Here is a 21,583-nt window from a genome sequence, read left to right as displayed (position 1 = left end):
CTCTGAATCTCAATTCAACAGACAAACAGACTTATGCAAACAAATAAAAAAGCCTGCAAACATTACGTTATACAGGCTTTCCGCTATTAATCAACTAGGGTAATTATTTCAATGTTTCTAATAACTTTTCAGCTACTAATTCTGATGATGCCGGATTTTGACCTGTAATAAGATTGCCATCTTGTACAGCATATGGCGCCCATTTATCTCCATTAGAGTAGAACGCTCCATTTTCAATCAACATATCTTCAAGTAACAATGGTACAACTTCGGTTAAACCAACTGCTGCTTCTTCTAAATTAGAAAATCCAGTCACTTTTTTTCCTTTTACTAAGGCTGTTCCGTCTTCATTTTTAACGTCTTTTAAAACTGCTGGTGCATGACAAACAAAAGCGATAGGTTTATTTTGGCGATCGAATTTTTCAATTAATGCTACTGAATTTGCATCATTAGTTAAATCCCATAAAGGACCGTGACCACCTGGATAAAATACAGCATCAAAATCATCTGGATTCATATCTGCTAATACTTTCGTATTTGCAATTTTATCTTTTGCATCAGCATCCTTGTTATAACGGTCAGTAGCTTCAGTTGCCGCATCTGGCGAATCACTACTTGGATCTACTGGTGCAGCTCCACCTTTTGGTGTCGCGATTGTAATGGTTGCTCCTTTATCTAATAACGTGTAATATGGACTTGCGAATTCTTCAACCCAAAATCCTGTTTTCTTTCCTGTATCTCCTAATTTATCGTGAGATGTTAATACGAATAATACCTTCATGTTCTTTTCTGTTTTTAATTCTTTTTGTCCTTCTGAAACGGTTTCAGAAGCTGTATTTTCTTTACAACTAGACGCTGTAATTAATGTTAAAATAACTACTATAGTTTGTAGTGTTTTCATTTTTTATAAAATCTAATGTCAGTTTGAGTGTTGGAAAAATTGTTCTCGAAACATCTCGACGTAAACGTCGGGACACTCAAACTGACATTTAGTTAAAATTAGTAAGCCATTTTTACAATTTTCTCTACCTTATCTGGTGAAAGCGATTGGTGTTCACCTAATCCCAACCATCCACGATCAGTAAAGCGTTTTGCTATTTTTTCAGCCGTACCTTCATAATCTTTAGTGTAATCGGATAACTTAGTATCGATACCTAACTGATGAAAGAAAGCTGTTGTTTTTTCAATCGCAGCATAAGCTTTATCGTCTGTGCTACCTTCGGTAATATTCCAAACGCGCTCGGCGTATTGTGCTAATTTTTCTTTCTTCGCTTCAAAATTAAACTTGTAATGGCTTGGTGCAATTACCGCTAAAGTACGGGCGTGGTCAATGCCAAACAACGCCGTTAACTCGTGTCCCATCGCATGAACAGCCCAGTCTGAAGGTACTCCTTTTTGGATTAATCCATTTAAAGCCATAGTACAACTCCACATAAAGTTAGAAGCGGCTTTATAATCTGTTGGATCTTTCATCACTATTGGTGCCACTTCAATTAAGGTTTGTAAAATACTCTCCGCGAAACGATCTTGTAATAAGGCACCAACAGGATACGTCATGTATTGTTCTAAAACATGCGTAAACGCATCTGTTAAACCATTTGCCAATTGACGTTCTGGAATAGAGGTGATCACTTGGGGATCTAATATAGAGAACTCAGGAAATAAACCAGGTCCGCCCATCGCTAATTTCTCTTGGGTTTCAGCTCTTGTAACTACTGCACCAGAATTCATTTCAGATCCTGTAGCAGGAAGCGTTAAAACGGTTCCGAAAGGCATTCCTTTTTCAGTTCTAATATTTTGGGTTAAAATATCCCAAGGAGTCTCACCATCATAAACCGCAGCTGCTGATAAAAACTTAGTCCCATCAATTACAGATCCACCACCAACGGCTAATAAGTATGTAATGTTTTCGTCTTTTATCACTTTTAATGCTTCCATTAACTTAGCGTATTCCGGATTTGCAGGAATACCTCCAAACTCAACAACATCTACTTTAGATAAGGCTGTTTTAACCTGATCGTAAATACCGTTTTTCTTGATACTTCCTCCACCATAAAGCAATAATACTTTGGCGTCTTTAGGGATTTCGTTTTCTAGTTTTTCTATCGTGTCCTTTCCAAAAATTATTTTGGTAGGGTTTTTAAATTCGAAATTATTCATCTTTTTTTCTTTTTATCTTATTTATAATTCAACTACCATTTTCCCTTTGTTTTTACCTTCAAATAAATCGATAAAAGCACTCGGAATGTTATCAAAACCTTTAACTATGGTTTCTGAATAGGTCAGTTTGTCTTCTGCTAACCATGTTGATAATTGCTTCATAGCTTCTGGGAATTTGTCCGTATAATTAGAGACAATAAACCCTTGCATTAACGCACTGTTTTTTACTAAGAACGGTTGAACGCTCAAGCTTTTTGGTGCCTCTGTATTGTTATAAACCGAAATGGCTCCACAAACAATGATTCGTGCGAGTCTATTAATATTAACTAATACGGCATCTGAAATTGGTCCACCTACATTATCAAAATAGATATCTACACCATTTGGTGCTGCTTCTGCAATGGCAGCTTTCATGTCTTTTGTGGTCTTATAATTGATACCAGCGTCAAAACCGAATTTGCTTTTTAGCATTTCTATTTTTTCATCTGTTCCGGCGATACCAATTACTTTCAGGCCTAGGATTTTTCCAATTTGTCCTACAACAGATCCAACGGCACCAGCTGCACCAGAAACGACTAATGTTTCGCCTGCTTTAGGTTTTCCAATTTCAGTTAATCCTGTGTAAGCTGTTAAACCTGTCATGCCTAAAATCCCTAAATAAGCAGATAATGGTGCTTTAGACGGATCAACTTTAGTTAAGCCTTCAGCTTTAGAGACTTGTTTTGTTTGCCAATTAAGCATGCCAGAGACAAAATCGCCAGCCTTAAACTTGTCGTTCTTAGATTCTAGTACTTCAGCAATTACGCCAGACTGAATTGGCTTATCAAGTTGAAATGGTGGCACATATGATTTAGCATCGCTCATTCGTCCTCGTAAATAAGGATCTACAGAAACGTATTTAGTTTCTAATAGTAATTCTCCTTGGTTTACTGTGTTTTCAGATTCCTCTGTTTTAAATTCGAAATCTGATATTGAAGGTTTTCCTTCAGGTCTATTTTTTAATAAAATTGTCTTTGTCATGATTCTTTGTTTTTTAGTTAATTACTGTTACTAAATCTTCCATTGGTTTTCTCACTTTAACAAGATCTACTAACCAATCTTCATTTTCTTTTCTGTAGCCAACAGGTAATAATACGGCACTACGTAATCCTTTTTCTCTAAGTCCTAAAATTTCATCAACTGCAGCCGGATCAAAACCTTCGAGTGGAGTGGTATCTACACCTTCAAAAGCCGCAGCAGTTATCGCTTGTGAAAATGCGATATACGCTTGCTTAGCGGCATGGTTAAAGTTTTCTTCCGCATCTTTTTGAGGATATGAACTTAATAGCATTTGGCGATAGTTTTCCCAACCTTCGTTTTTAAAACCACGAATCTCATTAGTTAAATCGAACATATAATTAATTCTATCTGCCGTGTAGGTATCCCAAGCTGCAAAAACGAGTAGGTGAGAGCAGTCTGTAATTACCGACTGGTTCCATGCTACAGGTTTAATCTTTTCTTTTATATCTTGATTTGTAATCACCATAATTTCAAAAGGCTGTAAACCACTTGATGTCGGCGCCAAACGTGCTGCTTCTAAAATGCGTTGTATTTTTTCTTCTGGTACCACGTTTCCATTCATTGCTTTAGCGGCATATCTCCAATTTAATTTATCTAATAATTCCATATTTATAATTTCTTTTTTAAGCGTTGTTTCCTAATTTATTAATATCATCTGACGTTATAATCACATCAGCATAATGGTTTCTATTTGCCAAGTGTATCATAGCTTGCGCTATAGTTTCGGCATTCACTATTTTATATTTCTTTAATTTACCGATGAATAAGGGCTGAATGACTTTAAAAATCACCAATCCTATTTTTTCTAATAGTCTAGATTCTTGTCTATCACCTCCAATTAAAGACGGTCTAAGAATAAATGTCTTTTTAAGCTGCTGCTTTAAGACGTTGTGTTCCATTTCTCCTTTTGTCTTATTGTAAAACACAGTACTATTTTTATTCCCTCCCATTGCTGAGATAACCAAAAATGTAGGGATGTTATTTTCTTTTGAAAGCTTTGCAGCCGCAACCGGAATTCCGAAATCTATTTTCTTATAAAGTGTTTTGTCTGGTGTCTTTTTCGCCGTGGTACCAATACAACAATACACCTCGTCTGCGGTAAAGTCATTTTTAAATTTGTTGAACTCTAATAGATCACCAATAAACTGTTTGACTTTTTTTGGTAAACCTTCAATTTTAGAGCGTGAAAACGATTTAATAGTATCGTAACGGTCGTCTTCAATTAATTTTTGAAGAACATGAGATCCTGTTAATCCTGAAGCCCCTAAAATGATTGCAGTTTTTTTCATCTTATTTACACATTTTTATACTGCTCCAAGCAGATTGATAAGCCTCTTCTAAATGTGCTTTATCTAAGGTAAATGAACCTCGTTTTTGAGTCATCATTAAAAAAGATAAAGGGTTGATAGCGTAAGCATATAATATATAATCCGAAAGCGGTTTTATAACGCCTTCTTTTTTACCACGTTCCCAAAGATCGAGTAGGGGTTGCAAGTGCTTAATGCCTTCTTGTCTACTTTCCTCGTCTATCATTGGAGTATTATCACACTGTGCTAAAAACATAGCATGCTCGCATTCGTTCAGTTTAAAATCAGCGATACGTTTCCAAATCATTTCAAAGCCTTCTTCAATAGGCATGTTAGGATCAAAATCGGCAAATGCATAATTGGTGTATTCGGCCTTAACATCTATATATGTTTGATTTACTAAATCTTGTTTATTTTCGAAGTATAAGTAAATCGTGGCTGGTGACACATTAGCCATTTTAGCAATCTTACTCATAGGAGTCGCATGGAACCCATTGTTGTTAACCAACTCTATGGTTGCCTTAACGAGTGCATTACGTTTATCTATACTTTTTTGAAGTTTTGCCATTGTGTTTTAATTCTGATGCAAATATACAGTAAAAATGAACGTTCATTCTTTTTTTAACAAAGGTTTAAGCTTAGACTTTAAATGAGTCTAATAAAATTCTAATCTGAAGTTTGATTTTTGGTTAAGCTAATGCGTTTTCCTCATTTATATTTTTAGGATGGTTTCTAAATGTGATAAATAGAGTAGTAGACAACAGTAGCAAAACTAAATACCACGTATTAGACACTAAATCCACATACGTAATATTACCATTCGCGAAACTTAAAATCATTAAGACTTGCGCGCCATACGGTAAAAGGCCTTGTGTAATACAGGCAAACACATCTAAGATTGACGCCGTTTGTTTATTGTCCAGCCCATATTCATCATTAATAGATTTAGCTATTGATCCTGAAATAATAATAGAAACCGTATTGTTTGCAATAGCCGTATTAATGGTAGAAACTAAAGCTGCAATGCCGAATTGCGCTGTTTTCTGATTTCTAATCAGGGTTTTAATTTTGACTAAAATAAATTCGATACCTCCATTGTAAGCTACTAAAGCTGCTAAACCACCAGTTAATAGAGATAGCAGGAAAATCTCTGTCATGTTGGTAAAACCTGTATAGCTGATTCTTGTAAATTCAATAATTGAAAAATCTCCATAAAACACTCCTAGAATTCCCGCTGAAATAACTCCTAACATCAAAGTTGTAAAAACGTTAATACCTATTATAGATAAAACAATCACAATAACATAAGGAGCAATCTTTAATATAGAATACGAATAGGCGACGGTTTCTGTACCATCCGTTTGCAGACTTAAGCCTTGATATATAAGAATTCCAATAGTTACAAGCGCTGCAGGTAAGGCAATCTTAATGTTGGCTTTAAATTTATCACTCATTTTACAGTCTAAAGATTGGGTAGCTGCGATGGTCGTATCCGATATTACCGATAAATTATCACCAAACATAGAACCACCTAATAAGGCTCCGCATAAAATACCCAAAGAGAAATCACCAGTGTCCGCAAAACCAATCACTATAGGAGCCAAAGCTACAATAGCACCAACGGAGGTTCCTGTTGAAACGGATAAAAAAGCCGCAATGATAAAAACTCCAAAATAAATGTATTGGCTATTAATGAGGTCTAATCCTAAATGAACAATGGTATCTACACTTCCCGTGGCTTTTGTGACGGCCGCAAATGCACCTGCTAGTAAATAAATTAAACACATGGTGAGTATTTTAGGATCTCCACAGCCTTCTAAGAGTGTGCTAATTTTAGAATTGATAGACTGTTTAAACATGAGAAACGCTACTAGAATTCCTGCAATAACCGCAATAGGAGCAGGTAAGGCGTAAAAGTCATTTTGAATAATTCCAACACTTAAAAACGTAATGATGAATACAAAAAATGGAAGTAAAGCTTTAAAACTTGGGGTAATAGGTTTAATTGACGACATGAATCTGTTTTTTGTCAGAATCACAAAAAGTAGAAAACAAGTAAATACGTGGGAATTAGTGTAACGTTTTTTCCAAAGTATTTGGCTTATCTTATTTAGCACCTTGCTCGTTACTGCAGGTTGCTATCTCTTTTTGAGATTCTTGATAATTAAGTGGGCAAAACTAAAGGGTTTTTAAATACTAAAACTTAAAATTGTGTTATTTTTTAACTAAACTTTAAGCTGTGTTTTTCGAATTAAATATTAATCAAGTAATTTTTATGATACATCTTTTTATAAATGTCTTTACTAAACATGTATAACTGTGCTGGTTTTTTAGACACACCAACTTGTTTTTCATCTAAAGGAATGATGTATTTTTTATTAATCAGTTTTCGTCTAAAGTTACGGTTGTCAATCTCTATTCCTAAGATGGATTCGTAAAGATCTTGCACGTCATTAATCGTGAATTTATCTGGAAGTAATTCGAATATAATAGGTTCAGCTAAACATTTTGTTTTTAAATCGTCATGCGCTTCTTCAATAATCTGTTGGTGATCGAATCCTAATTCTGGTAATTCCCTAACCGGAAACCATTTGGCCTTGTACTTATTATTTTGAACATCAACATCTTCTGTTTTTAGTAAAAAGTAATAGGCAATGGTTATCGTCCTAAGGTTAAACTCTTGATTTTGAATCCAGATAAGATCCTTTTCGTCTGATAACCGATCTGGATTTCCAAAGGCCTTAAACTGTTTTTTATACTGATTGGTTAATCCTGTCAACTCTTTTAAAACACGAGTTGCTGCATTGTCTAAAGTTTCATCTTCGAATACATGATACCCTGTTAGCACATAATCATCAACCAAGACTTCTTTGGTGGTGTCAGATTCTAAATACCGCTTTATAAGTAGCACATTTAATGATTTTGTATTGGTGTCGTATCCAAAAACAACACAATCTACAGATAAATTAAGAATTTTATTAGGTGTCATAACATCAAATTATGTGATAAAAGTAAATAATTATACCGAATAAACGTCATTATTACATTAAATATTTATTTCTTAAAACCCTTATAAATAATGCGTTCTATTATCAATATACCATAGTATCAAGATAATATAATATATTTTTATGTTTTTAATTAGGAGTTATTCAAATAATATTTTATACATTTGACAAACAAACGTAAATATGACGTTTATTAAAAAATAACTCATATAACACATAAATGACAAATTTAACCACTCTTAATTTCCTAGAAGAATCTTCGTTAGTAACTAGGTTTAATCACCTTGTATTAGCCAAGTTAAGCGCGTCTTTGTTATATAGAACATCAGTCTTATGTATAATTATCGCATTCACTTCTATATCTTTAGGTGCTCAGGAAACTATTACAACAGATGATTATAAGGCCTTTAATGCCAACGTTCATTTAAAAAACATGCATACTTGGCATGGCTCAGTAGTGCATCCAGGTGCTGTATTTGCTGCAAGCTTAGAATATAATACCCGTAATGAGAAATTTACATTTGGCCTTTGGGGAGGTTCTAGTTTTTCTGGTGTAGATGTACAAAATATTACTACAGGAGAATCTGTAAATGCGTATTATAAAGAGGTCTCTATTTATACTAAATATCGTTTTTCAAATCGCTTTTTTATTGAAGCGGTTTCTCATAATAATTATACCGGAGTAGAAGAGCGTGGTGATGAACTTCAGTACTGGAGTTACGACAAAACCCAGGGTTACAATTTTGTAGATATTAACTTTGGTTACAACGTTACACCTAATACCTTACTATATTTTGCGACTATTATTGGTGGTGGCTCAGGAGATTATGAGGTAAAATCCGATGGTAGTTTAGAGGATTCTTGGACCCATTATTTTGAAGTTAAAAGTCAGGTTTGGGAAAAAGAGGATTATAAATTGTCTGTTTTTGCAGGAGGAGCATGGTCCTTTATTACCGATAAAACATTTTATACGGAAGGTGCAGGAAACGTGATTAATGTAGGAGCAACTTTCTCTAAGACCATTAATTTAGGAAGTTATAAGTCTCCTGTAGAGGTGACCGCCATGTGGAATCCGGAACAAGAGAAAACAGTTTTACAGCTCGATATCATGTTATTCTAAAGACAATAAGCATTTAATAAAAACGAATACAATCACTTATGAAAACTAAAAACACATCTACTATTATAAATCTGGTTTTAAGACCGTTGATTGTGATTACTTTATTTTTAGTTTATCGAGTTGTGTTGAACAACTCAATACAACAAACTCAAGTTCGGATAACACAGACAGCACTAGTGAATTGATAGAAAGTAAAATAGATCTTACGGGTAAGAAAATTGGTTATTGTACTCCGTCCTTAAATGCCCCGTATTATCAATCCTTATTACAAAGCATAAAAAGCACGACAGAAACAAATGGTATGACGTTTTTATCTGCCGATGGCCAGAATGATATTACAAAACAAATCGCTGCTGTTGAAGATTTAATCACTAGAGGTATAGACGCCTTATTATTAAACCCTATAGATCCTGATGCTTTAGTGGGGGTCACCAAGGTTGCTAAAGCGGCAGGAGTTCCTGTTTTTATTATAGATAGCTCTATAAACCCTGAAGCCGAATTTGTAACCACCATTCAATCTAACAATTTAGCGAATGGTGAATTAGCGGGTGAATGGTTAGCTAAAAAGTTTGGAAGTAAAAAAATGAATATCGCGCTACTAAGTGGTAATGCAGGAAATCCTGTTGGTAAAACTCGTAAGCAAGGCTTATTACAAGGTATTACCGAAGAGCAATTACGAAGCTTAGGTTATATTGATCTTGATATAAAAACACAAGCTTATACCAATTGGTCTTATGCTGGTGGCTTAAAAGCGATGGAAGATATATTGGTTGCACATCCTGATATTAACGTGGTGATTACAGAATCTGACGTTTGTGTTTTAGGTGCTATTAAGGCCATTGCACAAGCAGGTAAAACGGACGATATTTTAATTGTTGCCGGAGCCGATGGTCAAAAAGAAGCCATTAAATATATTATGGACACGGATTTTTATGGTTGTACAGCCATGAATAGTCCTGTTATGATTGGCAGAAACGCCGTGCATTACGCTATTGAATATATCAACGGTAAACGTGATTTCTCTAAAAAATCGTATACACCTCCGCTTCTCATCACCAAAGAGAATGCTGCGAAGTATTACAACCCTAACGCATTGTTTTAACGGTTAATACCAATTGGATATGGAAAACTCAAAACAAGAATATCGCTTAGAAGTGACTGGAATTACCAAAAGTTTTGGTGTGGTTTCTGTATTGAAAGGCGTGAACTTAAAAGTGAAACCAGGAGAAATACATGCTTTGCTAGGGGAGAATGGTGCCGGAAAATCGACATTAATAAAGATTTTAAGTGGTGTTCACGAAAAAGATCAAGGTCAAGTCTTTTTAGATGGAAAAGAAATTCAACCAAAAAACACACATGAAGGTCAGCTATTAGGCATCAATGTGGTGTACCAAGAATTATCATTGGTCAATGATTTATCGGTTGCGGAAAACATTTATTTACACACTTTAGGTGCGAATAAATTTTGGATGAATTGGAAGAAAATCACCCAACAAGCATCTGAACTTTTAGATTCTTTAGGTTTTTCAATTGACGTGACTTCAAAAGTAAGAGACTTAAGTATCGTGCAAAAGCAAGTTGTTGAAATTGCAAAAGCATTAGCGGAAGAAACCAAAGTATTAATCTTAGATGAACCCACCACTGTTTTTGATCCTAACGATATAAAAAAACTATTTACCAATCTTATCCGGTTAAAAAAAGAAGGAGTTTCGATCATTTATATTTCACATCATTTAGATGAAATATTTAAAATAGCAGATACCATTACGGTACTCAGAGATGGTGTAGATACAGGAAGTGTCGCGGTTGCTGAAACCAATACAGATGCTGTGATTCATTTGATGATTGGTAGAGCTTTAGAAGATTTATATCCTACACGAAACATCCAAATAGGTGATGTGCCTGTTTTAGAAGTCAAGAACCTTTCTGGTAAACGAGGCATCGTAAAAGATGTGTCTTTTTCTGTAAAAGCAGGGGAAGTATTAGGTATTGCAGGTTTAGGAGGGAGTGGACGAACAGAAACAGGTAAACTCATTTTTGGAGCAGACAAGAAACAATCGGGAACAATCATTTTAAATGGCAAAGAAATAAACACAAAATCACCAGTAGATGCTGTTGGGTATCAGATCGGATTTGTGTCTGAAGACCGAAAAGAAGAAGGTGTGTTTTTGCCTTTGTCTATTCGAAGAAATATAAGTGTTACTAATTTCGATTCCATTTCAAGCAAACTAGGTTTTATAAACATTGAAAGCGAGTATAAAAACATTCTTGGTTTAATTGATAAACTCAATATTAAGACACCACATTCCGAAATTGATGTTAAAAACTTAAGTGGAGGTAACCAACAAAAAGTAGCACTAGCCAAATGGCTAAGTATCGATAGTAAGGTGATTATTATTGACGAACCAACACGAGGAGTAGATGTTGGGGCTAAAATAGAAATTTACAACCTCATCAATGAAGTGGCTAAGAAAGGGGTTGCTGTTATTGTCATTTCTTCTGATATGCCAGAGATTATGGGAATTTCAGACCGGATACTAGTCATGCATGAAGGCACTATTTACGGTGAATTACCCAAAGAAAAATTCTCAGAAGAAAACATTTTGCGTTACGCAATTGCACAACCTCTAAATAAAAATATTTAATCAATAAAATAATCTAGTTATGGCTCTAACGATAAAAGAACAATTAAGTAGTCCTGGTGGTTGGCTTAAGTTTTTAGTCAAGTATAATACAGTATTCATTTTTGTATTGCTGGTTATCTTTTCAGCATTTATATCAGATGTGTTTTTTACCTCTGTTAACCTATCTAACTTATTAAAACAAGTTTCGGGTATCGGTATTATAAGTATTGGGATGCTGATTGTTATTCTAACCGGAGGTATTGATTTATCCGTAGGCTCTTTGGTAGCTTTACTCGCTGTTATATTCGCCCTATTGATTAATATGGTGATATTACCCGTTGCTATTTTACTGACCATTATCATCGGATTTGCATTAGGAAGTGTCTCTGGGTACTTAGTCGCTTATCAAAAAATGGCTCCTTTTGTAGCCACCTTAGCTTTAATGACTGTTGCTAGAGGGTTAGCCTTTATTTACTCAAAGGGTTCACCAATAACGTTCAATACTACAGGTGGATTATTTATGTCCGACTTTGCAAACAACGCCACTTTAGGCATTCCTAATATTGCGATTATATTCTTCTTGATTGTAGCTATAACAATGGTGATGCTTCGCTATAATGTTTTCGGACGACTCATTATCGCTATAGGAAGTAATGAAGAAGCCTCACGATTATCAGGAATCAAAGTCAACAAATACAAGTTTTTAGTGTATGCTATTTCAGGATCTTTAGCAGCCATTGCTGCTATAGTTGTGGCATCTAGAACCAATTTAGGATCTCCAAACATGGGAATGGCTTGGGAACTCGATGCTATCGCTGCCGTTGTAATTGGAGGTGCTAGTTTAAATGGAGGTAAAGGGACTGCAATTAATACCTTAATGGGAGTTTTAATTTTAGGACTTATTGGAAACATTTTAAACCTTTTAAATGTGCCGTCATACCCACAACAAGTAGTAAAAGGCGCAATTATCATTTTTGCTGTATTACTTCAACGCTTTGAAAACAAATAATAAAAAGACTATTAAAACTATAGATTTATGACGAGTTATACATTAAATCAAAACAACTTAAATCAAATTTCAGAACGCATTTCAGTTCCGAAATACGATAGAAGCCAACTAAAAACAGGTATTGTACATATTGGAATTGGTGGTTTTCACAGAGCTCACGAAGCTTATTATACAGATCAATTATTACACAACACCTCTATAACCGAATGGGGAATTTGTGGTGTGGCTTTACTGCCTTCTGACACTAATATATATAACACTTTAAAAGCACAAGATGGTCTTTACACCTTAATGGTTAAAGAGTTTGATGGCTCACTGACCAAACGCGTTATTGGCTCAATTACCGAAATCCTTTTTGCCCCAGCAAATCCGATGCAAGTCATTCAAAAAATGGCAAATCCAGAAGTTAAAATTGTAACCTTAACCATTACAGAAGGCGGTTACAATTACAATGAAGCCACAAAATCATTCGATAAAGAGAATCCTGCAATTCTCTATGATATAGCAAATCCTTTAGCACCAAAAACGGTGTTTGGTTATCTAACTCAAGCCTTAAAACTTAGAAAAGAAAATGGTAACAAAGGCTTTACTATTCAATCTTGCGATAACATTCAAGGTAATGGCCATATGACTAAAAACATGCTTTTAAGTTATGTGCAAATGGCAGAGCCAAGTTTGGTAGCATGGATAGAAGCGCATGTATCGTTTCCAAATAGTATGGTAGATCGTATTACGCCAGCAACATCACCTTCTGATATTGAACGATTAAAAACAGAAGTCAGTATCGATGATGCATGGCCTGTGGTGTGTGAACCGTTTAAACAATGGGTTATTGAAGATGATTTTGTAAACGGCAGACCACTTTGGGAAGCTGTAGGTGCACAGTTTGTTGAAGATGTTGTGCCTTATGAAAAAATGAAATTAAGTTTGTTAAATGCAGGACATACAGTTCTTGGTGTTTTAGGAGCATTATCAGGTTATGCGACAATAGATGAAGCCGTACACGATGCTCAAATAAGCGCTTTTTTAAAGCATTATATGGATACTGAAGTAACACCAACTTTAGCTGATTTAGAAGGGGTGGATTTAGAAGCCTACAAAGCATCATTGTTACAACGTTTTGGAAATGTAAATATTAAGGATCAAATAGATCGTATTTGTTCAGAAAGTTCAGCTAAAGTTCCAATTTTCGTTTTACCTACAGTAACAACTAATTTAGAAACTAATGGATCAGTTGACTTTGCTGCATTTTTAATAGCAGCTTGGGCTATTTATAGCTTAGGAAAGGATGAAAAAGGAAACGATTTAATGATAAAGGATGCTATGAAAGCCACATTACATGATAAAGCGGTAGTAGCATCTAACGGGAATCCTAAAGCTTTTTTAGAGATTGAATCTATTTTCGGTCAACTACTAACTTCCGAACGATTTGTAAAAGCGTACACAACAGCCTATCAAAACTTAGTGAAATTTGGTATTAAAAAAAGTGTTCTTAATCTAAATACTATTTAAATGAAAAACATAGTTTGTTTTGGCGAAGTATTATGGGATGTGTTTCCTACCCAGAAAAAGATTGGAGGAGCTCCCTTAAACGTCGCTTTAAGATTACAATCATTCGATAATAATGTATCCATAATCACTAGAATAGGTGAAGACTCAGATGGAGATGGTATTTTTCAATTCATAAAAGAAAATGGAGTCGCTGTAGATAATATTCAACTTGATTCTGAATTAAAAACAGGTGAAGTGGCCGTTTCATTAAATGAAGAAGGTTCAGCTTCCTATACTATAAACTACCCAAGAGCTTGGGACCGTATTCAATTAACAAAAAGTGCCAAGGAAGTTACTTTGGCTTCAGATGCTTTTATATATGGAAGTCTAAGCGCTAGAGATCATAATTCTAAACAGACGTTGTATGATCTTTTAGAAATCGCTCCTTACAAGGTTTTTGATGTTAACCTTAGAGCTCCATATTACACTAAGGAAGTTTTAAATCATTTAATGGAGTCTGCTGATTTTATTAAATTTAATGATGATGAAATTATAGAGATCGTTACACATCTTATTATGAAAGCTGCTGATTTTAAAAAGTTCAGCAATAATGAAATTTCAGAAATTATTGATAAACTGAATTCTGATACACAGAATTTAGAAGGAAGTATAAAATTTATAGCTAAGCAGACTAACACAAAATCAATTTGCGTAACACTAGGCTCAAAAGGAGCTATACTATTTTATAATGATACGTTTTATTACAACAAAGGTTATAAGGTTAGTGTCGTAGATACTGTAGGTGCTGGTGATTCATTTTTAGCTGCTATAACGGATAAGTTGCTTAAAGGAGATGCACCACAAACAGCTATAGATTTTGCTTGCGCTGTTGGTGCTGTTGTGGCGAGTAGTGAAGGGGCTAATCCTAAACTGAATCAAAATGATATAGAAACATTAATGAAGAATAGTATTGATTGCTAAACCCTAGAACCCTAACTAGTAGCAATTTCAGAGAGGCTTTATGATATTTTCATGAAGCCTTTTTTTTGATTAAAAACTAAAAATAGATAATTTTTCTAAATGAATTTTTCTTTAATATCCTCTGGTTTTACAACCTCTGTTTTAGCAATAAAATTCATAAATAGATACAGGGCCATTATATGGCAACTAACAGCTAATACCGTAAACGTTTTATCGTAAAACAAAAACTCATTAATAGCAATTAGTGTAATTTGAAAAAATGTAAAAATACTAGACGCTAATAAAAGGGTACTGTTATGGTAAGCATCTCGTATATAAATAATTGCGACTGTTATGGTGTAAATTACTAAACTAACTGAACTTAAAAGAACAAAGAACAACTGAATACCCGGTAAAAAATCCATAAGCAAGTCTACAATCGCATAAATAACATAGGAAATTAATATAGCACTTACAATAACCGAAAAAGATAGTACCGATTTTAACTTGCCTTTATGTAAATATTTCTTGAGACTAAGCGCACAGCATATCAAATAAGCAGAGGCAAATATGGAAACCCAAACGAAGCAAGCTTCAAAACAATACATTGATAAGACATCAGAAACTAATATAGCCAACAGTGCTATTAGAAATAGCGGATTAGCTCTCTTTTTTGTGAGGCTTATGTATTTAAAAAAAATAGAAAAGATAACAACAGGTAAAACGTATACTAACTGTGCTCTTTCTAGGCAGATACTCACAACTATTGTTGCAAAAAATGACATATAAAATATACTGTCAATAATAGTTATCTTTTTAAAATAACGAGTACTGACCTCTCTTTTTTTAGCCATTAGAATAAAAGAGTATTTGTTGTCATTATACCAAATATAATTAATTAGCTTCTTAAAAACAGGCTTAATCCATTTAGAATCAATCTATAATAGTTATAGCTTACAATTAAAGGAGACTAAATGACGCCTTTGTGATTTTCTATCCTCAATAAGAAGCATGTAATTCATAGGCTTACAATAATGGAATTGATTAAAGAATCTAAAACCCATCGATGAGCCTTGGCAATCATTAAAATTCTAAAATAAATGACTTATGGCTTATAATTACATTATTGATTATGTATCTATTTAGAGTATATTGTCAGTATACAATACCTGAAACGGTCTCCTACTATTAAAAATGTAAAATCATTTAAGTTTTGTTGTATTTTCCTATAAAATCGCCGTCTTGTAGATTTTAACGATTACACTTGCAACCCTAACCTAAAAAAACCAATCTTAAATGAAAAGCCTAACTTTTTTATTATTTTTTTGTGCCCTAAATTCTTTTGCTCAAGTCGGCATAAATACGGAAACACCAGATGCGTCTTCTGCTTTAGATATTACTAGCTCAGATAAAGGTGTATTAATCCCCAGAATTAGCTTATTATCCACAGCAGACACTACGACCATTGCATCACCATTAATTAGTTTACTAATTTACAATACCGCTACAGCTTTAGATGTAACACCAGGATACTATTATTGGAATGGAGCAGCCTGGTCTAAATTAGCAACCGCAAAAACTGTTGATAATACCTGGAGTATTTCAGGTAATACAGGAACAGATGCTTCTGTAAATTTTATTGGTACTATAGACGAGATAGATGTTGTTTTTAAACGCAATAATAGTTTTGCAGGTATTATAGCTAAGACCAATGTTGCGCTTGGAGTTAATGCGTTGTCAATTACAACAGGAAGATTTAATACAGCTACGGGAGTAAATGCCTTATCTGCTAATACTACTGCGGAAAAAAACACGGCCAATGGCTTCAATACTCTAAATAGTAATTCTACAGGAATTAATAATACAGCAGTAGGCTATAGCGCGCTTAAAGACAACACTATAGGAGGTAATAATACAGCAAGTGGAGTACACGCACTATTACACAATACGGAAGGCGAAGGGAATACTGCTAACGGAGTGAGAGCCCTAATAGGTAACATAACTGGTAGTAATAACACAGCAATTGGTAATCTGTCACTTAGTGAAAATACAATCGGTAGTAATAACACAGCAATTGGGTATAATGCTTTAGTACTAGATGGAACATTAGACAATCAAGTGCGTATAGGTAATGTAGATGTAACGTATGCAGGTGTGCAAGTGGCGTGGACTATTACGTCTGATAGAAGATGGAAAAACACCATTGAAGATTCTGACCTAGGCCTAGATTTTATAAACCAATTGCGTCCTGTGTCGTATTACCGAAATAATGATGAAAGTCAAAAACTTGAATATGGATTTATTGCACAAGAATTAAAAGAAGCCTTAAAAAATAACAGTTCAAAAATTAACGGGATTATTACTGAAGATACCGAAGGTATGTTAAGCGTCCGATATAACGATTTGTTAGCACCAATGGTTAAAGCTTTTCAAGAACAAACAGAAGAGCTTAAGCAATTAAAGCTAAAGCAAGAAGCTATGGAAAAGGAAATAAAAGAAATTAGAAACTTATTAATGAATAAGAAATAATTACGCCAGTATTCTTAAACATCACTTTTGTAAATTCCATTTTGTTAGTTTATCTAATAGAATGGAATTTATTATTTTCTAACTTTTAAGCACGAATACTAGGTGCGCAAGATCCTCTTTTTTAGCAACATATATTCTCCGTTGTTTTTAAACTCGCGGATAGAAGTTTCTGCGTAGCGCTTAAAAGTTTTAGATAAGTGACTAACATCGGTAAACCCGAGTTCATCAGCGATTTGAGTTAATGTAAAATCAGAATTTAACAAACGGATTTCCACTAATTTCAACTTGGCTTTAATAATGTATTCTCGTAACGACATGTGGACTTGCTTTTTAAAATATTCACTGACGTAGGTGGAAGACATCATAAAGACGTCTGCTAAATTTTCAACTTTTAGTAATTCTGGTTTATCTATGTTTTCATTAATATAAGTGAGCATTTTGGTAATTCTCTCATCACTTTTATTTGGTATTTCAAAATAACGGCTCTTTTTGATATTTCGGATAAGTATTTCTAAAACACAAGTCATAAGACTTGTAACAAGATTAATTGAAGATTCCCCATAACTTCTAGATTCTTGTAAAATCATATCTATTAAACTTGATAAATGAATTCTATCGATATCATTTTTAATAATATCACCAGGCAATTGATTGTAGTTAGATAATATATAAGATGCCTCTTTAAACCATTCATTTCTATCTATATTGATTCTATTTACATTCTTAAAAAATGAATCCGTAAACTTTAGAAACACAAATTTGGTTGGTTTTTCTATATTGAATGAATGGCATTTTAATGGGGGTAATAAAAAGATACTGCCTTTATTGTAACTAACATCATTATAGTTAATACATTGTGTACCTTCTCCATCTTTAATTAAAACCAATTCAAAAAAATTATTTTTTACAGGCCGTTGTTTCCATTCTGTTAATTCTATTTCTTGTATTTCAAAAGGTTTATAAGCTTCTATTACTTGCATTATGGGATGTATTAAAGGTAATTTGAAGCAAATCTAGATAAAAAAGAAATGTGAATCCAAAAAACCGCATTCAAAACCTTTAAATGTACATCATTATCCATTCATCTTACATTAATACACGTGGAGGAGTTTATTTTAAATGAAATGACAGAAATAATAAACTAAATATAAAAATAGAGTCTATACTTCAATATTGTTAGGGCTTAGGATTTAAATTCTAATTCCTATTTTTGTCTAAAGAAAAACACCCTTAATGTTAAAATACATTCAGAAACATTCCATTTTATCTATTTCTGTAAGTGTCATTTTTAGTTGTACTTTATTGGTGTTCTTTGCTACAGAGGCGAGTTACAACGCTATAGAAGATGCCTCGTTATGGGTTAGGAATTATTTTGGCTATTTCTATTTATACTTAGGGTTTGGTTGTGTATTGGCATTAATCTTAATCGCTTTTTCTAAATACGGAAATATAAAACTTGGGAAACCATCCTCAAAACCAAAATATTCACTTTGGTCTTGGACAGCCATGTTATATAGCGCGGGCATGGGATCTGGCATTTTATTAAGAGCAGTACAAGAACCTGTTTTTATGCAACAAAATCCACCTTATGCATCTGAATTATCACCAAATATTTTAGCATTAGAGTTTACCTTTTATCAATGGGGATTAACAGCTTGGGCATTTTATGGTCTTTTTGCAATGGTTGTTGGCTATGCACTGCATGTTAAAAAAAAGAAAGTCAGAATTAGTGCTACTATTGACGATCATATAAAAAGTAAAATTTTAAAACAAGGAGTAGATGTTACTACGATTATAACCACTGTTTTCGGACTAATTGCAGCAATTGGCCTTGGAACAACTCAAATTAATGGAGGTCTCAATCATATTTCAGATTATAATTTTGGAATTGCAACAACCATAGGTCTTTGTGCTTTTATTTCTACCGTAGCATGTTATTCTGCTTGGCAAGGTGTAAATAAAGGGATTAAAATATTTTCAAAGCTAAATATCATTGTCACTTTTGCTATTTTAATATTTGTGTTTACAACAAGCGACATGGGCTCTATTTTGGTTTCATTTGCTAAAGCCACCATGTATTATATTATAGATTTTGCCCCCATGAGTTTAGCCATGGGAACTTATAATCCTGGTCTAGAATTTTTAACCGACTGGACCTTCTATTATTGGGCATTTTGGTTAGCTTGGGCGCCTTTTACAGGCATATTTATTGCACGCATATCTAAAGGGCGCACCATAAGACAATTGCTATTAGGTGTTTTAATCATTCCATCTTTAGGTACTTTTTTCTGGTTCTCTGTTTTTGGCACCTCTGCATTCCATTTAATAGGAGAATAGGGAGTTTACAACAACGAATTTAGTAATGTATTCGCTTCTATATTTGTGTTCTTTGAGCACTATCCTTATGCTACGGTTTTAAATATAACATCCATCTTTTTGCTTATAAGCTTTTTAATAACGTCTGTAGATTCTGCCGTATTTGTATTAAGTATGTTTACAGATAAAGGTTCTAAAAATCCCAGTAAAACGCATCGTGTTATTTGGTCTGTTTTCATTTTATTGGCAACAATCGCTTTAATCCTTCTAGGAAATTCTAAAGCTAACATCAATGTTTTAGAAGCGGTTCAGCGTTTACTAATTATTACTTCCTTGCCGTTTTCTTTTTTCATTATCATTATGTTAGGTTATTTTATAAAAGACCTCAGGAAAAAGAAGATTGAAGAAAGCAAATAATACATTATTTTTCTGTTAGTTTTTTTACTTTTTCGCGATTAACATATAAATTATTTGGAGCATAATAACAATGGATGTATTCAATCAAAATGACTTATTTTCTACAGATGAAGTTCTTAAAACCACATTTGATTTACCAGGCGCTGATGTAACTTTATTTGAAAACTTTTTCAGTATTGAAGAAAGCAATAAACTATACACTAGCCTGCTTAAAAACACACCTTGGCAACAAGAACAAATTACCATTCACGGTAAAGCGATTGACTATCCCAGATTAACGGCTTGGTATGGAGATACAAGTAAGTCTATACAATACACCAACACAAAAAGTAACATACACTTATGGAATGATGATTTACTTTTTATCAAAAGTCGAATAGAGCAGGAGGTAGAGGTGAAATTTACACGTTGTTTACTTAATTACTATAGAGATGGTAAAGACAGTGTTGATTGGCATCAAGATTATCAAGGTGCACAACGAAAAAACACAGTTATTGCTTCGGTAACTTTTGGTGCCACAAGACCTTTTCAGTTAAAACATACAACGCGTAAAGATTTAAAACGTGTCGATATTCCGCTGGTACATGGCAGCTTATTGCTAATGCAAGGTGCTACACAAGATAATTGGAAACATAAAATTCCTAAAACCAAAAAACAGATTCTACCTAGAATAAATTTAACATTCAGGTGGATAGACTAAATTATAAATATAGTATTAATAAAGGTTTCGCATTTACTTAATGTATGTTTAAGAGCTAAAAAGCATCATTTTTCGCTAGTTTTATGAATATTTTAAGAATCAATCTCTTATTTACCTTTATTTATACCTGTATTCCCTTTTTTTGTACATCGTTTTACTTGTGTTGTGTATTTATATTTGTTGCATAATTAGAATTAACCTTATAAAAAAACATATAAAAATGAATTTACAAGAAACTTTAGATTGGAGATACACAACAAAGGAATATGACACCACCAAGAAAATATCTGATGCAGATATGGCTGCAGTCAAAACTTTATTAAGAATGAGTCCTTCAAGTGTAAACCTGCAACCTTGGCATTTTATAGTAGCTGAAACTAAAGAAGGAAAAGCACGTATTGCTAAAGGAACACAAGGCTTTTTTAGTTTTAACGAATCAAAAGTAACTAATGCTTCAGCTGTTGTATTATTTTGTTCAAAAATTGATGCAGATGAAGACTACTACAAGCACATTGCAGATACTGAAGATAAAGATGGAAGATTTCCAAATGAAGATATTAAAAACGGATTTTTAGGAGCTGTCAAGGCATTTGCAGGGATTCATAAATACGATTTAAAAGATCTTCAACATTGGATGGAAAAACAAGTGTATCTTAACATTGGTAGTTTCTTATTAGGTGTTGCAAGTTTAGGTATTGATGCTACACCAATGGAAGGGATTGATGTAAAAGCATTAGATGAAGAATTCGGATTAAGAGAAAAAGGATATACTTCTTTAGTCGCTGTATCTTTAGGATATAGAGCTGAATCTGATTTTAATTCGACTGAAAAAACACCAAAATCTAGATTAGCAGAAAGTGAAATTTTCACAGTAATATAATTT

20 protein-coding genes, 1 pseudogene and 1 riboswitch are annotated in these 21,583 nt (G+C 33.7%); of the genes and pseudogenes, 11 read left to right on the top strand and 10 right to left on the bottom strand.

Annotated features, from left to right (window positions below):
* Nucleotides 1–103 precede the first annotated feature (103 nt).
* From ADIWIN_RS17525 to ADIWIN_RS17490, 8 genes are all read right to left on the bottom strand, one after another.
* Nucleotides 104–901 carry a type 1 glutamine amidotransferase domain-containing protein gene (locus tag ADIWIN_RS17525; protein WP_020897207.1) on the bottom strand — a complete coding sequence of 266 codons (798 nt, stop codon included), beginning with the start codon at nucleotides 899–901 and terminating at the stop codon, nucleotides 104–106.
* A gap of 98 nt (nucleotides 902–999) precedes the next feature.
* A complete protein-coding gene (locus tag ADIWIN_RS17520) occupies nucleotides 1,000–2,160 on the bottom strand; it encodes an iron-containing alcohol dehydrogenase (RefSeq protein WP_020897206.1) in 1,161 nt (386 codons plus the stop codon).
* 21 nt (nucleotides 2,161–2,181) lie between these two features.
* Nucleotides 2,182–3,180, bottom strand: coding sequence for an NADP-dependent oxidoreductase (locus ADIWIN_RS17515; protein WP_020897205.1), 999 nt, complete (start codon nucleotides 3,178–3,180; stop codon nucleotides 2,182–2,184).
* A gap of 13 nt (nucleotides 3,181–3,193) precedes the next feature.
* Nucleotides 3,194–3,826 carry an NAD(P)H-dependent oxidoreductase gene (locus tag ADIWIN_RS17510; RefSeq protein WP_020897204.1) on the bottom strand — a complete coding sequence of 211 codons (633 nt, stop codon included), beginning with the start codon at nucleotides 3,824–3,826 and terminating at the stop codon, nucleotides 3,194–3,196.
* A 16-nt stretch (nucleotides 3,827–3,842) separates the two neighbouring features.
* Nucleotides 3,843–4,508, bottom strand: a complete 666-nt coding sequence (locus ADIWIN_RS17505; RefSeq protein ID WP_020897203.1) for an NAD(P)H-binding protein — start codon at nucleotides 4,506–4,508, stop codon at nucleotides 3,843–3,845.
* Nucleotide 4,509: 1 nt separating this feature from the next.
* On the bottom strand, nucleotides 4,510–5,094 hold the full coding sequence (locus ADIWIN_RS17500; RefSeq protein ID WP_020897202.1) for a TetR/AcrR family transcriptional regulator: 585 nt from the start codon (nucleotides 5,092–5,094) through the stop codon (nucleotides 4,510–4,512).
* A gap of 121 nt (nucleotides 5,095–5,215) precedes the next feature.
* On the bottom strand, nucleotides 5,216–6,541 hold the full coding sequence (locus tag ADIWIN_RS17495; RefSeq protein ID WP_051155495.1) for a Na+/H+ antiporter NhaC family protein: 1,326 nt from the start codon (nucleotides 6,539–6,541) through the stop codon (nucleotides 5,216–5,218).
* A 56-nt stretch (nucleotides 6,542–6,597) separates the two neighbouring features.
* A riboswitch (SAM-I-IV-variant riboswitch) is annotated at nucleotides 6,598–6,695 on the bottom strand.
* An 82-nt stretch (nucleotides 6,696–6,777) separates the two neighbouring features.
* On the bottom strand, nucleotides 6,778–7,515 hold the full coding sequence (locus tag ADIWIN_RS17490; protein WP_020897199.1) for an NUDIX hydrolase: 738 nt from the start codon (nucleotides 7,513–7,515) through the stop codon (nucleotides 6,778–6,780).
* 239 nt (nucleotides 7,516–7,754) lie between these two features.
* Here ADIWIN_RS17490 and ADIWIN_RS17485 point away from each other — a divergent pair, with 239 nt between their 5' ends.
* The 6 genes from ADIWIN_RS17485 (at nucleotide 7,755) to ADIWIN_RS17460 (ending at nucleotide 14,759) form a co-directional block, all read left to right on the top strand.
* Nucleotides 7,755–8,654, top strand: coding sequence for a hypothetical protein (locus ADIWIN_RS17485; protein WP_051155494.1), 900 nt, complete (start codon nucleotides 7,755–7,757; stop codon nucleotides 8,652–8,654).
* 181 nt (nucleotides 8,655–8,835) lie between these two features.
* Nucleotides 8,836–9,756 carry a substrate-binding domain-containing protein gene (locus ADIWIN_RS17480; protein WP_235047143.1) on the top strand — a complete coding sequence of 307 codons (921 nt, stop codon included), beginning with the start codon at nucleotides 8,836–8,838 and terminating at the stop codon, nucleotides 9,754–9,756.
* 19 nt (nucleotides 9,757–9,775) lie between these two features.
* Nucleotides 9,776–11,299 carry a sugar ABC transporter ATP-binding protein gene (locus ADIWIN_RS17475; RefSeq protein ID WP_020897196.1) on the top strand — a complete coding sequence of 508 codons (1,524 nt, stop codon included), beginning with the start codon at nucleotides 9,776–9,778 and terminating at the stop codon, nucleotides 11,297–11,299.
* 19 nt (nucleotides 11,300–11,318) lie between these two features.
* Nucleotides 11,319–12,287: an ABC transporter permease gene (locus ADIWIN_RS17470; protein ID WP_020897195.1), complete on the top strand. Its 969-nt coding sequence runs from the start codon at nucleotides 11,319–11,321 to the stop codon at nucleotides 12,285–12,287.
* Nucleotides 12,288–12,314: 27 nt separating this feature from the next.
* Nucleotides 12,315–13,799 (top strand): mannitol dehydrogenase family protein, encoded by a 1,485-nt coding sequence (locus tag ADIWIN_RS17465; RefSeq protein ID WP_020897194.1) that lies wholly within the window; start codon nucleotides 12,315–12,317, stop codon nucleotides 13,797–13,799.
* Nucleotides 13,800–14,759: a carbohydrate kinase family protein gene (locus ADIWIN_RS17460; protein ID WP_020897193.1), complete on the top strand. Its 960-nt coding sequence runs from the start codon at nucleotides 13,800–13,802 to the stop codon at nucleotides 14,757–14,759.
* A gap of 95 nt (nucleotides 14,760–14,854) precedes the next feature.
* Here the strand turns inward: ADIWIN_RS17460 and ADIWIN_RS20430 are convergent, their stop codons facing one another.
* The gene (locus tag ADIWIN_RS20430; protein WP_152487292.1) at nucleotides 14,855–15,163 is read right to left on the bottom strand and encodes a hypothetical protein; all 309 of its coding nucleotides are present in this window, start codon (nucleotides 15,161–15,163) and stop codon (nucleotides 14,855–14,857) included.
* Nucleotides 15,164–15,308: 145 nt separating this feature from the next.
* Here ADIWIN_RS20430 and ADIWIN_RS20425 point away from each other — a divergent pair, with 145 nt between their 5' ends.
* Together ADIWIN_RS20425 and ADIWIN_RS17450 are read left to right on the top strand one after the other, a co-directional pair.
* Nucleotides 15,309–15,527 carry a hypothetical protein gene (locus ADIWIN_RS20425; protein WP_152487291.1) on the top strand — a complete coding sequence of 73 codons (219 nt, stop codon included), beginning with the start codon at nucleotides 15,309–15,311 and terminating at the stop codon, nucleotides 15,525–15,527.
* Nucleotides 15,528–16,034: 507 nt separating this feature from the next.
* A complete protein-coding gene (locus ADIWIN_RS17450; RefSeq protein ID WP_020897191.1) occupies nucleotides 16,035–17,267 on the top strand; it encodes a phage tail-like protein in 1,233 nt (410 codons plus the stop codon).
* 98 nt (nucleotides 17,268–17,365) lie between these two features.
* Here the strand turns inward: ADIWIN_RS17450 and ADIWIN_RS17445 are convergent, their stop codons facing one another.
* Nucleotides 17,366–18,247: an AraC family transcriptional regulator gene (locus ADIWIN_RS17445; RefSeq protein WP_020897190.1), complete on the bottom strand. Its 882-nt coding sequence runs from the start codon at nucleotides 18,245–18,247 to the stop codon at nucleotides 17,366–17,368.
* 253 nt (nucleotides 18,248–18,500) lie between these two features.
* Here ADIWIN_RS17445 and ADIWIN_RS17440 point away from each other — a divergent pair.
* The 3 genes and pseudogenes from ADIWIN_RS17440 to nfsB all read left to right on the top strand — a co-directional run bounded on the left by ADIWIN_RS17440 (nucleotide 18,501) and on the right by nfsB (nucleotide 21,580).
* A pseudogene (locus ADIWIN_RS17440) lies at nucleotides 18,501–20,000 on the top strand (BCCT family transporter).
* Between the two features lie 70 nt (nucleotides 20,001–20,070).
* Nucleotides 20,071–20,700 (top strand): alpha-ketoglutarate-dependent dioxygenase AlkB family protein, encoded by a 630-nt coding sequence (locus ADIWIN_RS17435; RefSeq protein ID WP_020897187.1) that lies wholly within the window; start codon nucleotides 20,071–20,073, stop codon nucleotides 20,698–20,700.
* Nucleotides 20,701–20,920: 220 nt separating this feature from the next.
* Nucleotides 20,921–21,580: an oxygen-insensitive NAD(P)H nitroreductase gene (gene nfsB, locus ADIWIN_RS17430; RefSeq protein WP_020897186.1), complete on the top strand. Its 660-nt coding sequence runs from the start codon at nucleotides 20,921–20,923 to the stop codon at nucleotides 21,578–21,580.
* The last annotated feature ends 3 nt before the right edge of the window (nucleotides 21,581–21,583 follow it).

The organism is Winogradskyella psychrotolerans RS-3, assembly GCF_000427335.1.
Taxonomy (GTDB): Bacteria; Bacteroidota; Bacteroidia; order Flavobacteriales; family Flavobacteriaceae; genus Winogradskyella; species Winogradskyella psychrotolerans.
This window is presented reverse-complemented; position numbering and strand designations above follow the sequence as displayed.